The organism is Moritella sp. (assembly GCF_033791185.1).
GTDB lineage: Bacteria > Pseudomonadota > Gammaproteobacteria > Enterobacterales > Moritellaceae > Moritella.
Genome location: NZ_JASJHF010000029.1, coordinates 1 through 17,062, shown reverse-complemented (window position 1 = coordinate 17,062; position 17,062 = coordinate 1). Strand labels below are relative to the sequence as shown.

16 protein-coding genes are annotated in these 17,062 nt (G+C 41.4%); 6 read left to right on the top strand and 10 right to left on the bottom strand.

What is annotated here, in order from left to right; all coding sequences use genetic code 11:
- Nucleotides 1–364 precede the first annotated feature (364 nt).
- The 5 genes from QNK26_RS02140 (at nucleotide 365) to QNK26_RS02120 (ending at nucleotide 5,079) form a co-directional block, all read left to right on the top strand.
- Entirely contained in the window at nucleotides 365–1,450 is a 1,086-nt protein-coding gene (locus tag QNK26_RS02140; RefSeq protein WP_319220616.1) for a transporter, read from the top strand.
- A gap of 142 nt (nucleotides 1,451–1,592) precedes the next feature.
- Nucleotides 1,593–2,555, top strand: a complete 963-nt coding sequence (locus QNK26_RS02135; protein ID WP_319220615.1) for a virulence factor BrkB family protein — start codon at nucleotides 1,593–1,595, stop codon at nucleotides 2,553–2,555.
- A 106-nt stretch (nucleotides 2,556–2,661) separates the two neighbouring features.
- Nucleotides 2,662–3,636: a prolyl aminopeptidase gene (gene pip, locus QNK26_RS02130; RefSeq protein ID WP_319220614.1), complete on the top strand. Its 975-nt coding sequence runs from the start codon at nucleotides 2,662–2,664 to the stop codon at nucleotides 3,634–3,636.
- A 61-nt stretch (nucleotides 3,637–3,697) separates the two neighbouring features.
- Nucleotides 3,698–4,135 carry a D-aminoacyl-tRNA deacylase gene (gene dtd, locus QNK26_RS02125; protein ID WP_319220613.1) on the top strand — a complete coding sequence of 146 codons (438 nt, stop codon included), beginning with the start codon at nucleotides 3,698–3,700 and terminating at the stop codon, nucleotides 4,133–4,135.
- Nucleotides 4,136–4,179: 44 nt separating this feature from the next.
- Nucleotides 4,180–5,079 (top strand): bifunctional GNAT family N-acetyltransferase/hotdog fold thioesterase, encoded by a 900-nt coding sequence (locus tag QNK26_RS02120; RefSeq protein WP_319220612.1) that lies wholly within the window; start codon nucleotides 4,180–4,182, stop codon nucleotides 5,077–5,079.
- Nucleotides 5,080–5,098: 19 nt separating this feature from the next.
- On the opposite strand, the gene recG is transcribed toward QNK26_RS02120, so the two are convergent.
- From recG to QNK26_RS02070, 10 genes are all read right to left on the bottom strand, one after another.
- The gene (gene recG, locus QNK26_RS02115; protein WP_319220611.1) at nucleotides 5,099–7,171 is read right to left on the bottom strand and encodes an ATP-dependent DNA helicase RecG; all 2,073 of its coding nucleotides are present in this window, start codon (nucleotides 7,169–7,171) and stop codon (nucleotides 5,099–5,101) included.
- A gap of 84 nt (nucleotides 7,172–7,255) precedes the next feature.
- Nucleotides 7,256–7,942, bottom strand: coding sequence for a tRNA (guanosine(18)-2'-O)-methyltransferase TrmH (gene trmH, locus QNK26_RS02110; RefSeq protein ID WP_319220610.1), 687 nt, complete (start codon nucleotides 7,940–7,942; stop codon nucleotides 7,256–7,258).
- Nucleotides 7,943–8,133: 191 nt separating this feature from the next.
- On the bottom strand, nucleotides 8,134–10,257 hold the full coding sequence (spoT, locus tag QNK26_RS02105) for a bifunctional GTP diphosphokinase/guanosine-3',5'-bis pyrophosphate 3'-pyrophosphohydrolase (RefSeq protein WP_319220609.1): 2,124 nt from the start codon (nucleotides 10,255–10,257) through the stop codon (nucleotides 8,134–8,136).
- 246 nt (nucleotides 10,258–10,503) lie between these two features.
- Nucleotides 10,504–10,779: a DNA-directed RNA polymerase subunit omega gene (rpoZ, locus tag QNK26_RS02100; RefSeq protein WP_319220608.1), complete on the bottom strand. Its 276-nt coding sequence runs from the start codon at nucleotides 10,777–10,779 to the stop codon at nucleotides 10,504–10,506.
- Between the two features lie 59 nt (nucleotides 10,780–10,838).
- A complete protein-coding gene (gmk, locus tag QNK26_RS02095; RefSeq protein WP_319220607.1) occupies nucleotides 10,839–11,465 on the bottom strand; it encodes a guanylate kinase in 627 nt (208 codons plus the stop codon).
- Between the two features lie 143 nt (nucleotides 11,466–11,608).
- Nucleotides 11,609–11,968, bottom strand: coding sequence for a glutaredoxin family protein (locus QNK26_RS02090; protein WP_319220606.1), 360 nt, complete (start codon nucleotides 11,966–11,968; stop codon nucleotides 11,609–11,611).
- Nucleotides 11,969–12,045: 77 nt separating this feature from the next.
- Nucleotides 12,046–13,278, bottom strand: coding sequence for an NADH:flavin oxidoreductase/NADH oxidase family protein (locus tag QNK26_RS02085; protein WP_319220605.1), 1,233 nt, complete (start codon nucleotides 13,276–13,278; stop codon nucleotides 12,046–12,048).
- A gap of 116 nt (nucleotides 13,279–13,394) precedes the next feature.
- Complete coding sequence (locus QNK26_RS02080) at nucleotides 13,395–13,994, bottom strand: TetR/AcrR family transcriptional regulator (protein WP_319220604.1); 600 nt, start codon at nucleotides 13,992–13,994, stop codon at nucleotides 13,395–13,397.
- A gap of 86 nt (nucleotides 13,995–14,080) precedes the next feature.
- Nucleotides 14,081–14,671, bottom strand: coding sequence for a hypothetical protein (locus tag QNK26_RS02075; RefSeq protein WP_319220603.1), 591 nt, complete (start codon nucleotides 14,669–14,671; stop codon nucleotides 14,081–14,083).
- A 666-nt stretch (nucleotides 14,672–15,337) separates the two neighbouring features.
- Complete coding sequence (locus QNK26_RS02070) at nucleotides 15,338–16,597, bottom strand: dicarboxylate/amino acid:cation symporter (RefSeq protein ID WP_319220602.1); 1,260 nt, start codon at nucleotides 16,595–16,597, stop codon at nucleotides 15,338–15,340.
- Between the two features lie 177 nt (nucleotides 16,598–16,774).
- Here QNK26_RS02070 and QNK26_RS02065 point away from each other — a divergent pair.
- Nucleotides 16,775–17,062: LysR family transcriptional regulator (locus QNK26_RS02065; protein WP_319220601.1), on the top strand; the 288-nt coding region annotated here is incomplete at its 3' end.

Here is a 17,062-nt window from a genome sequence, read left to right as displayed (position 1 = left end):
GGCGCTATTACAAAAAAGGTGATACTTAGGTATCACCTTTTTTTTATCTTACGTTAAATGAATTATTCCAATCCCACTGTTTCTCAAATCTCCCTAACTAGTGCAAATGCACTTATATGCTTATGCAGCACTTGTAAATGCTTAATATCATTTGTTTTGTTACTTTCTGCTTGCGCCTCCTTATTTGTTACGCAATGTTGATTCTTGTTATGAAATGGTTAACTAACTTGGGTTTTTCGTTGTCGTTTTATCTATTACTAGATAACATTCCCGCTACTGGAATGTTGTGTTCCTTGGATAAATTAATGCTGATAAGTAGTGCATTAGCATGATCTGAGAATAAATGATAATTAAGGAGTAATTGATGAAAATGAATAAGATAAGCACAATGCTTGCAGTTAGCTTAAGCTTTTGCATTACAACTGTGTTTGCCGCCGATTCTGGAGTCGACCATAGTAAAATGGACCACAGCCAGATGCAGACAACAGATACTGCAGACGTTGATCACGGTAATATGGACCACAGCGGTATGATGAATCATGCCAATATGCAGATGGCACCAGCAGGCATAATGAAAAGCCATAACCATAAAAAAGGCGGTTTCATGTTCTCATACGGCTTTATGAGTATGGGGATGGAAGGTATTAAAAATGGTACTGATAAAGCATCAACACAGGATGTTTTGGCTGATAGCTATTCGATGGCACCTTCAGAAATGTCGATGAAAATGCATATGCTAGGGGCTATGTATGGCATGACGGATGACCTGACATTAGCAGTAATGACGGGTTATGCCAGTAAAGAAATGACCATGCTAATGCCAATGATGATGGCGATGATGGAACATGATGGTGAATCATCAGGTATTACTGATACTGAAGTTTCTATTGTTGATGGTCTAAATCGTTATGGTCTGGACAACTTAGTGATTAGTTATGGTTTCAGCTTACCAACCGGCAGTATCGATGAGACATATGATGGTAAAAAACTGGGTTATCCAATGCAGCTTGGTAGTGGCACCTTTGATTTTGTGCCAAGTATAACCTATCAGCAGATGTTTAATGATAGCTGGGGTTACGGCGTGCAAGGACGAGCAACGGTTCGCATTGGCAATAATAGCGCCGACTACCGTTTAGGTAATGAATATGAAGCATCAACTTGGTTAACCAAAGGTTTTGGTAAGCGTTTTAGTATTTCTGCTATTATTGATGTTGCCTACAACGATAATATTAGTGGTGCAGATAGTGACATGATGGCAAGTATGAGTCCTTCTAAAGACCCGTTAGCAAGAGAAGCAACAGTGATCACCGCAGGTCTATCCGGTCGTTATAATCTTGGCTCGGGACACAATTTATTATTACGTGTTGATGTGCCGATATATGAAGATTTTACAGGTTATCAATTGATGACCGATTACAAATTGGCTGTTAATTATAAAAAAATGTTCTAATTAGTGACTATAGTAGAGTTTGGGTTACAGATATTATCTATTACAGTTAGCATAACACTGGTATCTATCCTTTTGTAATTAGGCAAAAAGGTGATACTTAGCTAGCACCTTTTTTACCTTAAAATAACCAAGGAGGGAACCTGTGGTTGAATCACCTTATCAACAAGTGTTGGTATTACTTAGCAAAACAAAAAATAATACGTGGTCGTTCCTATTACATTGTTTTGCATTTATGCGCTATTTGGGTAAACGTATCAGTGATGATCGGATCACGGTTAACGCCAGCTCTCTGGCTTATACGACGTTACTTTCCTTGGTGCCTTTAATTACGGTTTTATTTTCAGTCATGTCTGCGTTTCCTATTTTTGAAACCTGGCAACAGAGTGTCGAATCATTTTTATATACCAACCTAGTACCGCACGCGACCGGAACGATACAAGATTACCTTCATGACTTTGTTGCCAATACGGGCAAAATGACCTCAATCGGTTCGGCTGCACTATTCATGGTCGCTTTATTACTGATTAACACCATAGATAAACACATTAATCATATTTGGCGTTGTAAAATTGAACGCAGCTTCTTTTTGTCCTTCGCTGTGTATTGGCTGATCTTAACTTTTGGGCCGCTCTTTATCGCCATTAGTTTAGGTATATCGTCTTATTTATTATCGCTGTCATTTGTTACTGATATGACGGAAGTGACTGGCACGGTGAGTCTATTAAAACTGGTACCTGCCTGTTTAGGTATACTCGGCCTCTTCGTTATGTACGTGGTGATCCCACATCGCCGTGTGCCATTACGCTATGCGTTTATTGGTGCGTGTTTTAGTGCTTTTTTGTTTGAAAGTATTAAACGTATCTTTACTTGGTATTTAGTACAATTTCCCTCTTACGAAGTGATTTATGGCGCATTAGCAACTATACCTATCTTATTGGTTTGGATTTATCTGTGCTGGTTAATTGTTTTGTTAGGGGCTGAAATCACTGCGTCATTAACAGAGTTTGATGAGCAGTTAAAATATAAAAAAGCACAGTTGGAATTACAAAAACAGTCACAAAATCAGCAGCAAATACACAATTCTAGGGATGATAGTAGCGACTAAACAAAGCAATTTAACATCGCCGACGCGATAGAATCGTATTTGCTGATGTTAGGTTTCGCTATCAACCTCTGGTGTTCTTGCTGCGGGAAAGGAGGTTGATATTGTTATGATTGGACTGTACCCCGCTATTCAGCCTTATGCTGAACACTACTTACCAGCGAACGATTTACATTGTCTTTATATTGAGGAAGTAGGCAACCCTGATGGTATTCCGTTGTTATTTTTGCATGACGGACCCGGAAAAGGGATCCTAGAGGATGACCGGCGTTTATTTGACCCTAAGCTATATCGCATTATTTTATTTGATCAGCGTGGCTGTGGTCGTTCCAAACCGTACGCCTGTATTGATGATAATACCACTCAAGATTTATTGCAGGATATCAGTGCAATTTTAACACTATTAAATATTGACCGTTGTGTATTATTCGGTGAAGGCTGGGGAGCCACGTTGGCATTGCTGTACAGCCTACTCCATCGAGACAAAGTGCAAGGGTTGATATTACACAGTGTATTTTTAGCGCGTGAACAGGATCTCAATTGGCAGCTTTCAGCTTCTGGCGGCGCCGCGCAGTTATTTCCCGACCATTTTAATTATTTGATTAGCCGAGCTAATGGCGATGATTATAAGGCGCTACTATCCTCGTATAGCCAGTTGTTAGTCAGTGACAATGATATTGAGAAAATGGCTGCCGCTAAGGCTTGGGTGGAATGGCAGGCGCAAATTGGTAATCCCCATCCCGAATTTCGCAGTAAAGTGGATTTGATTGATAGTGATGTAGCATTAAGTATGTCGGCATTGCAGTGTCATTATTTTTCCCATCACTGTTTTATTAGTGATGATTATATTTTTAGTGGCTGTGATACGTTAGCGCAACTGCCGATGATTATGGTGCATGGACGTTTTGATATATCAAATCCGTTAGGCCCTGTTTATGCACTTTGTCAGCGTTTACCGTTAGCGCGGTTATTTATTGTGCCCTATGCGGGGCATTTTGATTGCGAACCTGGAATGATAGATGCCTTACGCAAAGCCACTGCATTAATGGCTGATACTATCGATTTTGAGTTTGTCAGTGATTAATTAAAAGAGTTTCGGTATTATCAATAACATTAAGATTTAATAATGATTATTGAGGCAAGGCATGATTGCATTGATCCAACGTGTGCGCAAAGCAGATGTAAGCGTTGAAAATGAAGTTATTGGTAAAATAGCACAAGGTTTAGTGGTATTACTGGGTGTTGAGAAAGGTGATACCGAAGCCAAAGCTAAGCGTTTATGTGAAAAACTATTAGCGTATCGGGTGTTTGCTGATAGCGATGATAAAATGAATTTAAATGTGCAGCAAGTTAATGGTGAGCTATTGGTGATATCACAATTTACGCTAGCCGCGGACACTAATTCGGGGACTCGTCCCAGTTTTTCTACGGCGGCAGCCCCTGTTGATGCCAATCATTTATATGAATATTTTGTTGGCCAATGTCATCAAAAAAAAATAACCACAGCAACAGGACGTTTTGCCGCTGATATGCAAGTGTCGTTAGTCAATGATGGACCGGTTACTTTTTGGCTACAAGTCTAAATAGCATTTGTAGTTAGGGTGATAATAATAGACAAGGAGCAACTATGTTTCACGTGCATATCCCTGAAACGGAACAAGAGTTAGAAGATTATTATCATTTACGTTGGTCGCTATTAAGAGCGCCATTACAACGTCCGCGTGGTACTGAAAAAGACATTTATGATGAGCACAGTGAGCATCGTATGATCTTGGATAATACCGGTACGCCGATTGCGTGTGGCCGGATTTATACGGCTGGAGCGGACGAGTCTCAAATTCATTACATGGCTGTTGATCCAAAACATCGCCAGCAAGGCTTAGGCAGTTTGCTGATCTCAGCTTTGGAAGATGAAGCGCATAAAGCCGGTAGTGAACGTATTGTTATGAATGCGCGTGTTGAAGCTGTGCCGTTTTATGAAAAATGTGGCTTTTCTTTAGTCGGTAGTGGCCAAATTAGTGAGGGTGTTCGCCATCGCCAGATGATTAAAGAAGTGAACGCCATGGATAAGATCTTACGCCATCCAGAATTGTGCGCTGAACTGCAAAAAGAGTGGGCAACTAAGATCCCGATTAGCCAGCATATGGGGATTAATATTCGTCAATATAGTGGCTGGCGATTTGAAACTGCGGCCCCCTTAAATGCCAACGTGAATGTCCATGATACGATGTTTGCGGGCAGTATTTATAGCCAGGCAACATTAACGGGTTGGGGATTAGTTTGGTTGATGCTTAAAGAGCAAGGCTTAATTGGTAATATTGTGCTGTCGAAAGGGAGCATTAATTATAAACGCCCTGTTAATCTCGAACCCTTTGCGGTTGCGCATAAATACCGAATGAAGGGCAGCTTGTTAGAATTATTGGCAGGCCGTAACGCCAAGCTGGATGTTGACGTGGATGTTTACAGTGGCCCGAAATTGGCGGCTGTTTTTAGCGCCACCTTTGTGGTGATACCTGTAGGGGCATGATCTTTGTGCCTAACATGCGTTAGGCGTTCGAATAAATGTCTTTGTCTGCCATCCAGCGTTGGGTAATGGCATGGGCATTATCAGGATGCTGTTGCAGTAAGTGACGGGCAATATTTTGTACCAAAGGTATCAGTTGCTGGTCGCGCACTAAGTCGGCCACTTTTAAGTCGGCAATACCGGTTTGTTTACTGCCGAGCATTTCGCCGGGGCCACGGATCTCAAGGTCACGTTGCGCAATTCTAAAGCCATCGGTGGTTTCTCGTAACACTGACAACCGCTTACTGCCGGTGTCGGAGAGTGGGGCGTGATAAAGCAATACGCAATGGCTAGCGATTTTACCACGACCAACGCGGCCGCGTAGCTGGTGTAATTGTGCCAGACCCAAGCGTTCTGGATTCTCGATGATCATCAAACTCGCATTGGGCACATCAACACCCACTTCAATCACCGTTGTTGCTACCAACAAGTCTAATTGTTTACTTTTAAATGCATCCATGACGTATTGTTTTTCAATGGCTTTCATTCTGCCATGCACTAAACCAATACGTAAATCAGGTAACTGTTTCTGCAAATCATTAGCGGTATCTTCCGCTGCTTGTGCTTCTAATACTTCTGATTCTTCAATCAGGGTACATACCCAATATACCTGACGGCCTTCATTTTTAACCGCTAACTCAACCCGTTCAATGATTTTACCGCGTTTACTGTCGGGCATAACCACTGTGGTAATTGGCGTTCGACCGGGTGGCAATTCGTCAATCACCGAGGTATTTAAATCAGCATAGGCGGTCATGGCTAACGTGCGTGGGATCGGGGTTGCAGTCATGAATAATTGATGTGGGTATAAACCACTCACTGCGCCTTTTTCACGTAGGGCGAGGCGTTGTTCAACACCAAAGCGATGTTGTTCATCAATAATCACTAAGGTTAAATTTAAAAATTTCACTGCATCTTGGAAAATGGCATGGGTGCCGACAATCATTTGGGTTTCGCCACTGGCAATCGATTCCAGCTCTGCTTCTCGCGCTTTACCTTTTTGTTTACCTGATAACCAACCGACCTTAATACCCAGTTGATTGAACCAGCCTTTGAAGTTTAGGGCGTGTTGCTCTGCTAATATTTCAGTCGGCGCCATTAATGCCACTTGGTAGCCATTACCGATAGCCTGAAGCGCCGCTAAGGCTGCAACAAGGGTTTTGCCTGACCCAACGTCACCTTGAACCAAGCGCATCATAGGGTAGGCTTTCTGGAGGTCCTGTTGGATCTCTGCGACTACGCGATTTTGTGCATTGGTTGGTGTGAATGGTAGTTGCGATAAAAATTTATCGGTGATGGTTTTGCTCGGCTGTAGTTTGACTGCGGGGTGTTGTTGCATTTTCTTACGTAATTGCAGCATGCTGATATTTTGCGCCAGCAGTTCTTCAATGATCAAGCGTTGCTGGGCTGGATGCTGACCTTGCTCTAATAGTTCCAGCGATACATCCGATGTTGGTCGGTGCAATAACTGAATGGCATGGTTTAACTCTATTTGGCCAGTGTAAAGTCCTGTCGGTAGTAACTCTTGTAACGTGGTTTGAGTGAGATGCTGCAGTGCTTGGTCAGTCAGGTTACGTAAGGTCAGTTGTTTTAAGCCATCAGTTGAAGGATACACGGGGGTGAGTGTTTCTTCACTCATCTCTGAACTGCTTGCGTGCGCGAGTTTATATTCAGGATGGACAATCTCATAACCAAAGCGGCCACGACGGAATTCGCCAAATGCGGTAATTGTTTTACCGACAATAAAACTGTTTTTTTGTCCGGCATTAAAATGGAAAAATAATAAGGTGATAATGCCAGTGCCGTCGTTGACTTTACATGACATTATTTTGCGCTTACCAAACGTGACATCGCAGCTGACGATCTCGCCTTCGATAGTACCATGCAGACCGGGTAATAGGTCTTGGATAGGATAGATGGTGGTACGATCCTGGTATCGACTTGGCAGGTGAAAAAGCAAATCCTGAACGGTAATTAGGTTCAGTTTTGCTAATTTTTCGGCCATTTTAGCGCCGACACCTTTTAATTCGATAACCGGGATCTTATCTAATCGCATAATAACTCACGAATCTACTGTACATATAAACATATATTATCAGAAGATTTATACTCAAGCTACTATGATATGGATCGTGCTAGCCTAGTTTGAGCTACGTAGTGCATCCCACCAAGATTCGTCAGCAACAATCTGACCTTCTTCATCTAATGCAGGGTAAGCTAAACCTTTACGTTTACATGCTTTCGCATAGATAGGGTGGCCACCTTCAAAATAAATTTTGTGCTGCTCTTCAGCCGATAACTTGCTTTCGCCTTGATACATACCGGCATTGTCACGTTGGCGTTGTGCTTCATATAAAATCGTTGCAGTCGCTACTGATACGTTTAATGATTGCACCATGCCTACCATCGGGATGATGATATCTTGATCGGCAAGTGCTAATGCTTCTGCACTGATACCGGTTTTTTCCTGACCCATTAAGATCGCAGTCGGTTTCGTATAGTCAATTTCTCGGAAATCAACGGCGTTATCCGACAGGTTAGTTGCAAGTACTTGCATACCTTGGGCTTTCAGTTCTTTAATTGCTTCAGCAATATTATCGTGAGAGTGTACTTTTACCCAGTTTTGGCTGCCAGTTGCAGTGCCGCCAGATACTTTTGTTGGGCGTACAGACCATACCGCGTGAACATTGTTGACACCAACAGCATCACACGTTCTTACTACTGCAGCAAGGTTATGTGGTTTGTGTACTGCTTCCATACAAACAGTAAGGTCTGGTTGGCGGTGTTGTAGCATTTTAGTGATGCGTTCTAAACGTTCTGGGGTCATGGTCTTACTCTATCAGATTTAATTGGCGAGGTATTATACCCAAATCACGGCTTAATGCGAGTTTATGGACTTCGCGTCGCTGGGATGGGTTGATTGAATGGTGATTATATAGCTAAGGAGTTATTTGTCACTCCTTAGCTATCTGGTTCTAACATTTTGTTATCGCTGCACTCATCTCGATAAGTGGATGCTTAGTTATAACTGCGTGATATTTTTAATACGTCTTGCAGGGTGCGGATCTTCTTCATCACATCGGCAACATGTTTACGGTTTTTAGCGGTAATGAGAATATCGACGTTATAGACACGCGCATCTTTCTCATCGGTGACGATATTGTGAATGTTAGCGCCACTTGATGCCACGGTATTGGTCAGTTTAGCTAATACACCTTGATGATTAACCACTTGAATGCGGATCTCGGTTTTAAATTCTTGGCTTGGATCGATATTATCATCCCATTCAACCTGGATGTAACGGTCTGGTTCATTTTGATAACCATGAATATTACGACAGGTTTCAATATGCACCACTAGCCCTTTACCCGGGCTTAAATGCGCTACAATTGGGTCACCTGGAATTGGGTGGCAACAGTTGGCAAAACTAACTAACATGCCTTCCGCGCCCTTAATTGGCATTTTATCTTGGTTTTCTGATCGTGGTGCAAGGTCGGTGAGTTCATCAACACGGCCTTGTAGACGACGAGCAACCAGAATGCTCATGATGTTGCCTAGACCGATTTCGATAAGCAAGTCATCGAGATTTTCACACTTAGTATCTTCAAGTACTTGGGCTAAATTCTCGGTGGCGATATCTTCAATCTTAACCCCATTAAGGGCATGATTTAATAAACGACGACCAAGAATGATTGAGTCTTCGGTGCGCATGTTTTTCAATTGCTGACGAACACGGCCACGCGCTCTACCGGTGACAATAAAGTTTAACCATGCGGCATTCGGACGAGCACCCGGAGCGGTAATAATCTCAACGGTTTGACCATTTTTTAGCGGCTGACTTAGCGCATGCGGTTGGCGGTTAACGCGCGCACCAACACAAGTATGACCGACATCGGTATGGATTGAATAAGCCACGTCGACGGGTGTTGCGCCACGTGGTAATTCAATGATCTTACCTTTTGGTGTAAACACATAAATTTCATCAGGGAACAGATCGGTTTTCACGCTTTCAATAAATTCAAATGACGAACCAGCACTTTGTTGTAGTTCTAGTAAGCTTTGCATCCATTTCTGCGCACGTAACTGAGCGTTGGTATTAATTTTGTCTGCGCCTTGCTTATATGACCAATGTGCGGCAACACCACGGTCAGCCATGAGGTCCATATCTTTAGTGCGGATCTGGATCTCAAGCGGAACGCCGTGCGGGCCAACCAATGAAGTATGCAGGGACTGATAGCCATTAGTTTTGGGAATGGCTATGTAATCTTTAAAGCGCGTTATCTTCGGCTTGTACAAACTGTGCATTTGACCGAGTACACGGTAGCAGGTATCAAGGTCGTCAACGATAATTCTGAATGCATAAATATCAACAACTTCATGGAACTGAACGCGTTTCTTTTTCATCTTGTTATAGATACTAAAGATTAACTTTTCGCGGCCATGAGTTTCTGCCGGTACACCCGCTTCTTCTAAACGGCCGGCAATTTCTTGACGGATGTTAGACATCACTTCTTTGCGGTTACCACGGGCAGCTTTTACTGATTCAGTCAGAATACGGTAGCGCATTGGATACATGGCTTCTAACCCGAGTTCCTCTAATTCATTTTTAATATTATGAATACCAAGGCGGTTAGCAATAGGGGCAAAGATTTCGAGTGTTTCACTGGCAATACGACGGCGTTTATCCGGTCTTAATGCACCGAGAGTACGCATGTTGTGGGTGCGATCGGCTAATTTTATTAAGATAACGCGAATGTCTTGTACCATTGCCATGAACATTTTACGGAAATTTTCCGCTTGGGCTTCTTTACGATCGCGGAATTTTAGCTTATCAAGCTTAGATACACCTTCGACTAATTCTGCAACGGTATTGCCAAATAATGAAGCAAGGTCTTCTTGGGTCGTTGGCGTATCTTCAATCACATCGTGGAGCAGCGCTGCCATAATGGTTTTATGATCAAGACGCATATCAGCAAGAATTTCAGCAACGGCAACAGGGTGAATAATATAAGGTTCGCCCGTACTTCTTTTTTGAGGTAGATGCGCTTCCCGCGCGACTAAATAAGCATGCTCAATGAGTTCGACTTGTTCAACCGATAGGTAGGTTGATGTCGTTGCTTTTAAATTTGCGAATATATGCAAGTACTGCCTCGTTACTAAAAAGTTGATATAAATAAGATGATAATATTAGCAAGATAATAAAAAGTGGAACTAATTGCACCTTTAAATTTACACCTTCGTCATACTTATGCCAACTCAATCTTGAATTAGCGGTTTGGAAATTTTGAATATAAAAAAATGATAAAGCAAATTTTGGTGGTTCTATAGGTATTAAAAAAGGTGCAATATGCACCTTTTTTATAAAATCATCGGAAAGATGATTAGGTATTAGCCACGGCCTTCAGCGATTGCTGCTACTGCTGCAATTTGCTGTGCTTCGTGTTCTTGCTGTTCTTGACGATCGCCAGCATCCATTAATTCGTTGCTCATTAGACCAGCTTCAATTTCACGAAGGGCAATTACAGTCGGCTTATCATTCTCTGGTGCTACCAAAGGTTCTTTGCCATGTACTGCGATTTGACGAGCGCGACGTGCCGCCATTAATATTAGGTCGAAACGGTTACCAACCTGTTTTACAGCATCTTCTACGGTTACGCGTGCCATGCAGGAACTCCAAGTGAATTAAGTCTAAAAAATGACGAGAAACTATACTTTATTTTTGCCTAATTAACCAGCAAATCTTTCATAATTACATTGTTTTTTGCTGCTTGCTTCGCTGAACCGAGTCGTTCTGCGCGAACAATCGCGTGTAGATCTTCGAGTGCAGTCGAAAAATCATCATTAATAATAAGGTAATCATATTCATTATAGTGTGACATTTCTGCTTCTGCTTCTGCCATTCTGCTGGCGATGATCTCATCACTGTCTTGACCGCGGCTGTTGAGGCGACGCTCTAGCTCTTCACGACTTGGTGGTAGGATAAAGATACCACGCGCATCTGCAATTTGTTGCTTAATTTGACGCGCACCTTGCCAGTCAATATCTAAGAAAATATCAACACCACGGGCTAAGGTATTTTCAATCATAACACGTGACGTGCCGTAATAATTACCGAATACTTCAGCCCATTCAAAAAACTCATTGTTTTCGATTTGCGCTTTAAAATCAGCAACTGGAATGTAGTGGTAATGGGTACCGTCAACTTCACCAGGGCGGATAGCGCGGGTCGTATGAGAGACAGACACTTTCATATCGCTGCTTGGGTTTGCATCTAAAAGTGCTTTGATAAGACTTGATTTTCCTGCGCCACTTGGAGCGGATACAATAAATAGAGTGCCTTTACGTGCCATGGTGAGCCTTTAATGGGATTTAAAAGCGACCCAAGATAGCATAAATATCAGCAGGAATTAAACTGCTTTAATGGTTTACTCAATAACGACCGCAAAAAAGCCTGATATTGCTATCAAGCTTTTCATGCATTAATTAACTTTAATTAAGCAAATTTCTTTTCTAAATGCGCAATGATGTCATTTGACTCATACATCCATTGCACTTGACCATTTTCTTCAATGCGTAGGCAAGGTACTTTACGGCGACCGCCTTGTTGTTCTAGTTCGTTACCAAACGAGGCATCATTTTTTGCATCACGTACCGTAATATCTAGGTTTAAACGCTTCATGCTACGGCGTACTTTTACACAAAATGGGCAAGCCTCAAATTGGTAAAGTGACATGTTATTGATCTCGCTATCAACCTTTGCTTGTTCTTCAGCAGGGCGTTTCATGCTTTTTGGTGAAAAGATGAAATTAAGCGTTAAAATAAGACGGCCTAGTAACCAGCGAACAACTTTCATGAATAAGTACCTTGTGAAAATGGGATGAGTTTTTCGGTATGCTACCATACTTGTAGCGGATAAGGCGACGCTTTAGGTTAAGCGCGGCGTTTTCTAAATGCGTATATTCCAGCACCATAAATGGTTTTGAAAAACACTGGCCAAGTGCCTAAATTTGCTTTTGGTTGTTGCTGCTTGGCAATACGCGCAAGCTGAGCTTCATACCAAGTAATATCTAACATTGCCATCCGATCAATGGCTTTCACACCTGTGGTTAAGTTGGGTAAACTAATCTTATGCTCATCAGATGCCATTAATTTATTCGGTAATTGAGTATCTAGCGACATTGGACGCGCGATACCGATAAAGTCAGTGGCATTGCTTTGCAGCGCTGACAACATGGCTTTACTTGAACGGAAACCACCCGTCACCACTAACGCTGTATCGGTAATGGCACGTACTTTTTCAGCATAGCTAAGGAAGTAAGCTTCCCGCTCTAAGGTTGATTTTTTTACCTTGTGACCGGTCATCGTTGGACTTTCATAGGTACCACCGCTGATTTCAATTTGATCGATCCCAGCATCGGACAATGCTTTCACTACTTGCATTGATTCTTCTTCGGTAAAACCGCCACGCATGAAATCGGCAGAATTTAATTTAATGCCAATTGGAAATTCATCACCGACTTCGGCACGTATAGCTTGGTAGATAGATAATACAAAACGCATACGGTTTTCAATGCTACCGCCCCATTGGTCGTTACGTTGATTGTGGCGTGGAGACAGAAATTGATTAACTAAATAACCATGGGCACCGTGGATTTGCACGCCTGTAAAACCAACTTGCTTAGCTAATTTTGCACTCGTTTGAAATTGACCAATAATGTTTAAAATTTCTGCTTCGGTTAGGGCGCGAGGGATATTAAAGCCTTTTTCCAAACCATTGGTTAATGCGATAGCAGATGGCGCCACAGGTTGTTTATTAATAAAGTTCGGCGTCTGTTTACCTGGATGATTTAACTGCGCCCATAACTGGGTATCGTTAACGCTGCCTTGTTGCGCCCAGTTTTTAAATTCGGTTAAATCACTTTGTTCATCTAATACTACTTGTTTTGGTTCGCCAAGCGCGTTGCGATCAACCATTATATTACCAGTAATTGATAATCCTAAACCGCCTAAAGCCCAAGCACGATAAAGCGTTGCTAGACCAGGTAATGGATTGTGTTGCGTATCACTAAGCTGCTCGCTCATCGCCGATTTAAATAAACGGTTTTTAATAAACGTGCCATTTTTTAAGGTAAAACCTTGTTGTAATGTAATTGCTGTAGTCATTATTAATCCTGCTTTAAATCAATCATTAGACCGGTCGTCTTAACTTCAGGTCAAAAAAACGACATTACAATTCGACTCATAATATCGCTGTCTGTTTGTCTGTTTTTGTGAAGTAATTAGCTAGCTTTTAAAATATCATCAAAAATGAAGTCGGTGATCTGAGTGAGATTGTCGGTATTACCAGCGATCTTCATTTCGATTAAACTACCTTCCCATGCTGTCCACATTAATGTCGCGAGCTGTTTGGCTGGTAAGTCTGTACGGATCAATTGCTGTGCTTGAGCATCGCTGATTAATCCAGATAATAATGTGTTTAGCGCTTTAACCGAACGTTGCATTGCTTGTTGGCATAATGCACTTGAGTTACCAATGTCGTTAGCAACACTCGCGACTAAGCAACCTTGCTTACCTTGATTTTCGCTGTACTTTTGGCGGCCTTTTTCAAATAGCGCACGCAACTTTTGTATTGGGTTCAGGTTTACGTCATCCAATAGCGGTTGAATTTCCTTGGCATTTACGTGCATATCAGCTTCGATTAGCTCGGCAACAAAAGCTTCTTTGCTATTAAAGTAGTTATAAAAGGACCCTTTCGGTACTTTCAGCTCATCTAGGATCTGTTTTATCCCAGTGCCGTGATAACCGTGTTGAGAGATATGCTTGATACCAACTTCAATCAGGGCTTCGCGGGTATGTTCGTTTTGTTTAGGTCTTGGCATTTAGTTATTCTATGACCGATCGTCTTGAAATGCAATTATTAAGGGCGGGCAGATTAATGACCTCCCATATTTAATAAGTATGCTCATTATTTATATATTTTTGTTAAAACGTCATATTTAAAACGGTATCTATCTTCCATGATTAGCTTATTTTGATTAACATCGATTAGATTGTTTTTAATATTGATAGCTAGATCTCTAAAATTATTAAAACCAGCAACTTCAACGCCCTCACTTTGGGTCAATTCAATATCATTTGGGGAGTTTGTTTCCACATGGACGACACCTCTGGCCTGAGTTATAAAGCTTCTCGCTGTTGTCATGCTTCCTCTTCCTTGTAAAATCAAGTGTGAGCAAGACATTATAAGTGCATTATAAGTAATATTATTTGCTGGTGTTGGGAAGCTAATATCAACGTCACATTTTTTTATAAGTTTTAGATATGATAGGTATAGGTCAATGAAAATCCTATGTGACTTGTGCTTTTTATCAATAAATAACATGCACTTATTATTTTCTAGCACGCCTTCTTGGTGTAAGTTTTTTAATATAGATATTGTATCTGAAAGAGAAAATGCCCCCCGTTTAGCGCCAATAAGAATTCTATCCTCAGGTTTGGTATATTCGTTATCACATAGGTATAAGTTAGTAAACTTATCCCATAATGCGGTCGGCATAGTTTTAAATGCATCCCTCCCATCAAAAAGCTTGAAATTATCTTTTTCTAATACAAATTTAAGATTCGAATGAAAAGGTTCATCTGCGGCTATAAAATTGATTACATGGTTGAGAACATATAGACAATGATCATCAATTAGATTTTTTTTAGTAACAATTAACTTACCAAATTTATTTTTAGTTTTAACCCATCGAGCTAACTCATCGTCAGTTAGGTGTATGAATGTTTTTTTATAAAATCAGCTGAATACTCAAATAATTTTCGAACAAAAAAACTATTAAATGTACCGAGAGACATAAATGTGACTGTTTTACATAAAGTTAAATCTTCAAGAGAGCAAAGCGAATGAGCGCATACTTCGACACCAATCTCGGACGATAATGAATCGTCTGCAATGTTATCTAGTGTAACAAGGCATATATTATTTTTATTGATGCCACATTTACTTATCAGCATATTGATATATAAATTAGTGAAAATATGAGTTGAAAAACCGACTATTACATTTTTATTTTCAAATTTCATTTAATATGGGTCATTTTTAAGGCTAGAAGGAATATCATAAGCCATGAAAATTCAATAATAAAGCTAGTTTTTAAATATGCTGACACGTGAATTTACATCTACTTATAAATTTGAGTTCATTGTGAGAATTATTTTTCATTTACTGCTGCCATTTATCAACAACCAGCGCCGCAATCAAATCGCCTTCAACATTCACAGCGGTTCTAAATGTATCGAGTGGACGTTCGATAATAAGTAAGATGGCGATACCTTCTAGTGGAATACCTGCCGCTAGCATGACTAACTGCATACCTGACATTGAACCTGAGGGCATACCGGGCGCGCCGACTGACGACACCATCGCCATGATAAATATCATCACGATACCTGTGGTCGTCAAATCAATACCAAATAACTGGGCGAGGAAGATGGCTGCGACACCTTCAAACAAGGCGGTACCATCCATGTTCATCACAGCGCCCAGCGGTAATACAAAACTACTGGTACTTTGTGATACACCGAGTTCTTTTTCTGCGGCTTGCATAGATAGCGGCAGCGTTGCAGAGCTTGATGACGTGGCAAACGCCATCGCTAGTGGTGCGGATATGGCTTTAAACAAGGTGCTAAATTTAATGCCAGTAAAAATTTTAGCCAGAGTTGGTAATACAATCACGCCGTGGACTAGGGTGAGTGAAAATACCAACAAGGCGAATAGCGCCAATTGACCAAATAAACCGGTATTACCTGTGACGGTAAACTCAAATACGATGGCAAACACGGCTATCGGAGCGAGACAAATGATGCTCTGTACTAATTTATTTAAGCCTTGATTCAAACCCGCAATCACCGTAAATACCACATGATTTTGTGGCAATGACCGTAATAACGATACTGAAAATAACAGTGAGAATAAAACAATCGCTAACAGGTTGCCGTTAACCAAGGCTGAAAAAGGATTCACTAGCGCCATCGCCAAGAATTTAGCAGTAATGCTGGAGCCTGTTACTGTATCTTGTTCAATTAAATTAATGTGGTCAGCAACAACGACTGGCTCAACAAGCGGCTGCCATTCAGGCATGCATAGCGCAGCGCCAAGTCCGAGACTGATAGCGATAATCGACGTTAAGCTGTAAAAGGCGAGGGTGCTTACGCCTAAGGTTTTTAATTTTAGCGTTGAACCTATATTGGTAATCCCCTGCATTAACGACAACATGACCACTAAGCCGATAACCATTTTAAGCAAACCGATATAGCTGGTCTTGCCTAACAAGATTAATTGATACCAAGTTTGTTCTGTAAGCGGCTCTGTAACTGGCTCGGTAATATTGGCTACAGTGGGCATTATGGTGGCAAACACCCAAGCTAGAATAGCGGCAGTCAGTAGTTGCAACGGCAATGAACGCTTGATAGTTGATAGCATAATCTTTCTCGTTAGAGTTACTGGATATCAGTAATGAAGGCGAGATTATATTGGAGTTATGGGCTGATGATAATGAGCTGGTTAAGCAAATCACTTTTACTGCATAGTAATAATTTAGGGTTTTTGTCGCTAATAACTTATAATTGTTACCTAACAGTTGAATAAGAGAATGTATTGATGAGTGATTGGTCTGGTGTCAGTGAGTTTGTTGCGGTCGCCGAAACGGAAAGTTTTACCGCGGCAGCCAAGCGTTTAGGGATCTCGACGGCACAAGTGAGTCGACAGATCTCGGCACTTGAAGAGCGCTTGTCGGCAAAATTATTCTACCGGACCACGCGTAAAGTATCTGTGACTGAAGTGGGTGGCATTTACTATCAGCATTGTCGTCAGGTTATGGACGGTTTAGCAGATGCTGAACGTGCCATCAGCAATTTACAAAGCACACCGAAAGGTAAGTTAAAAATA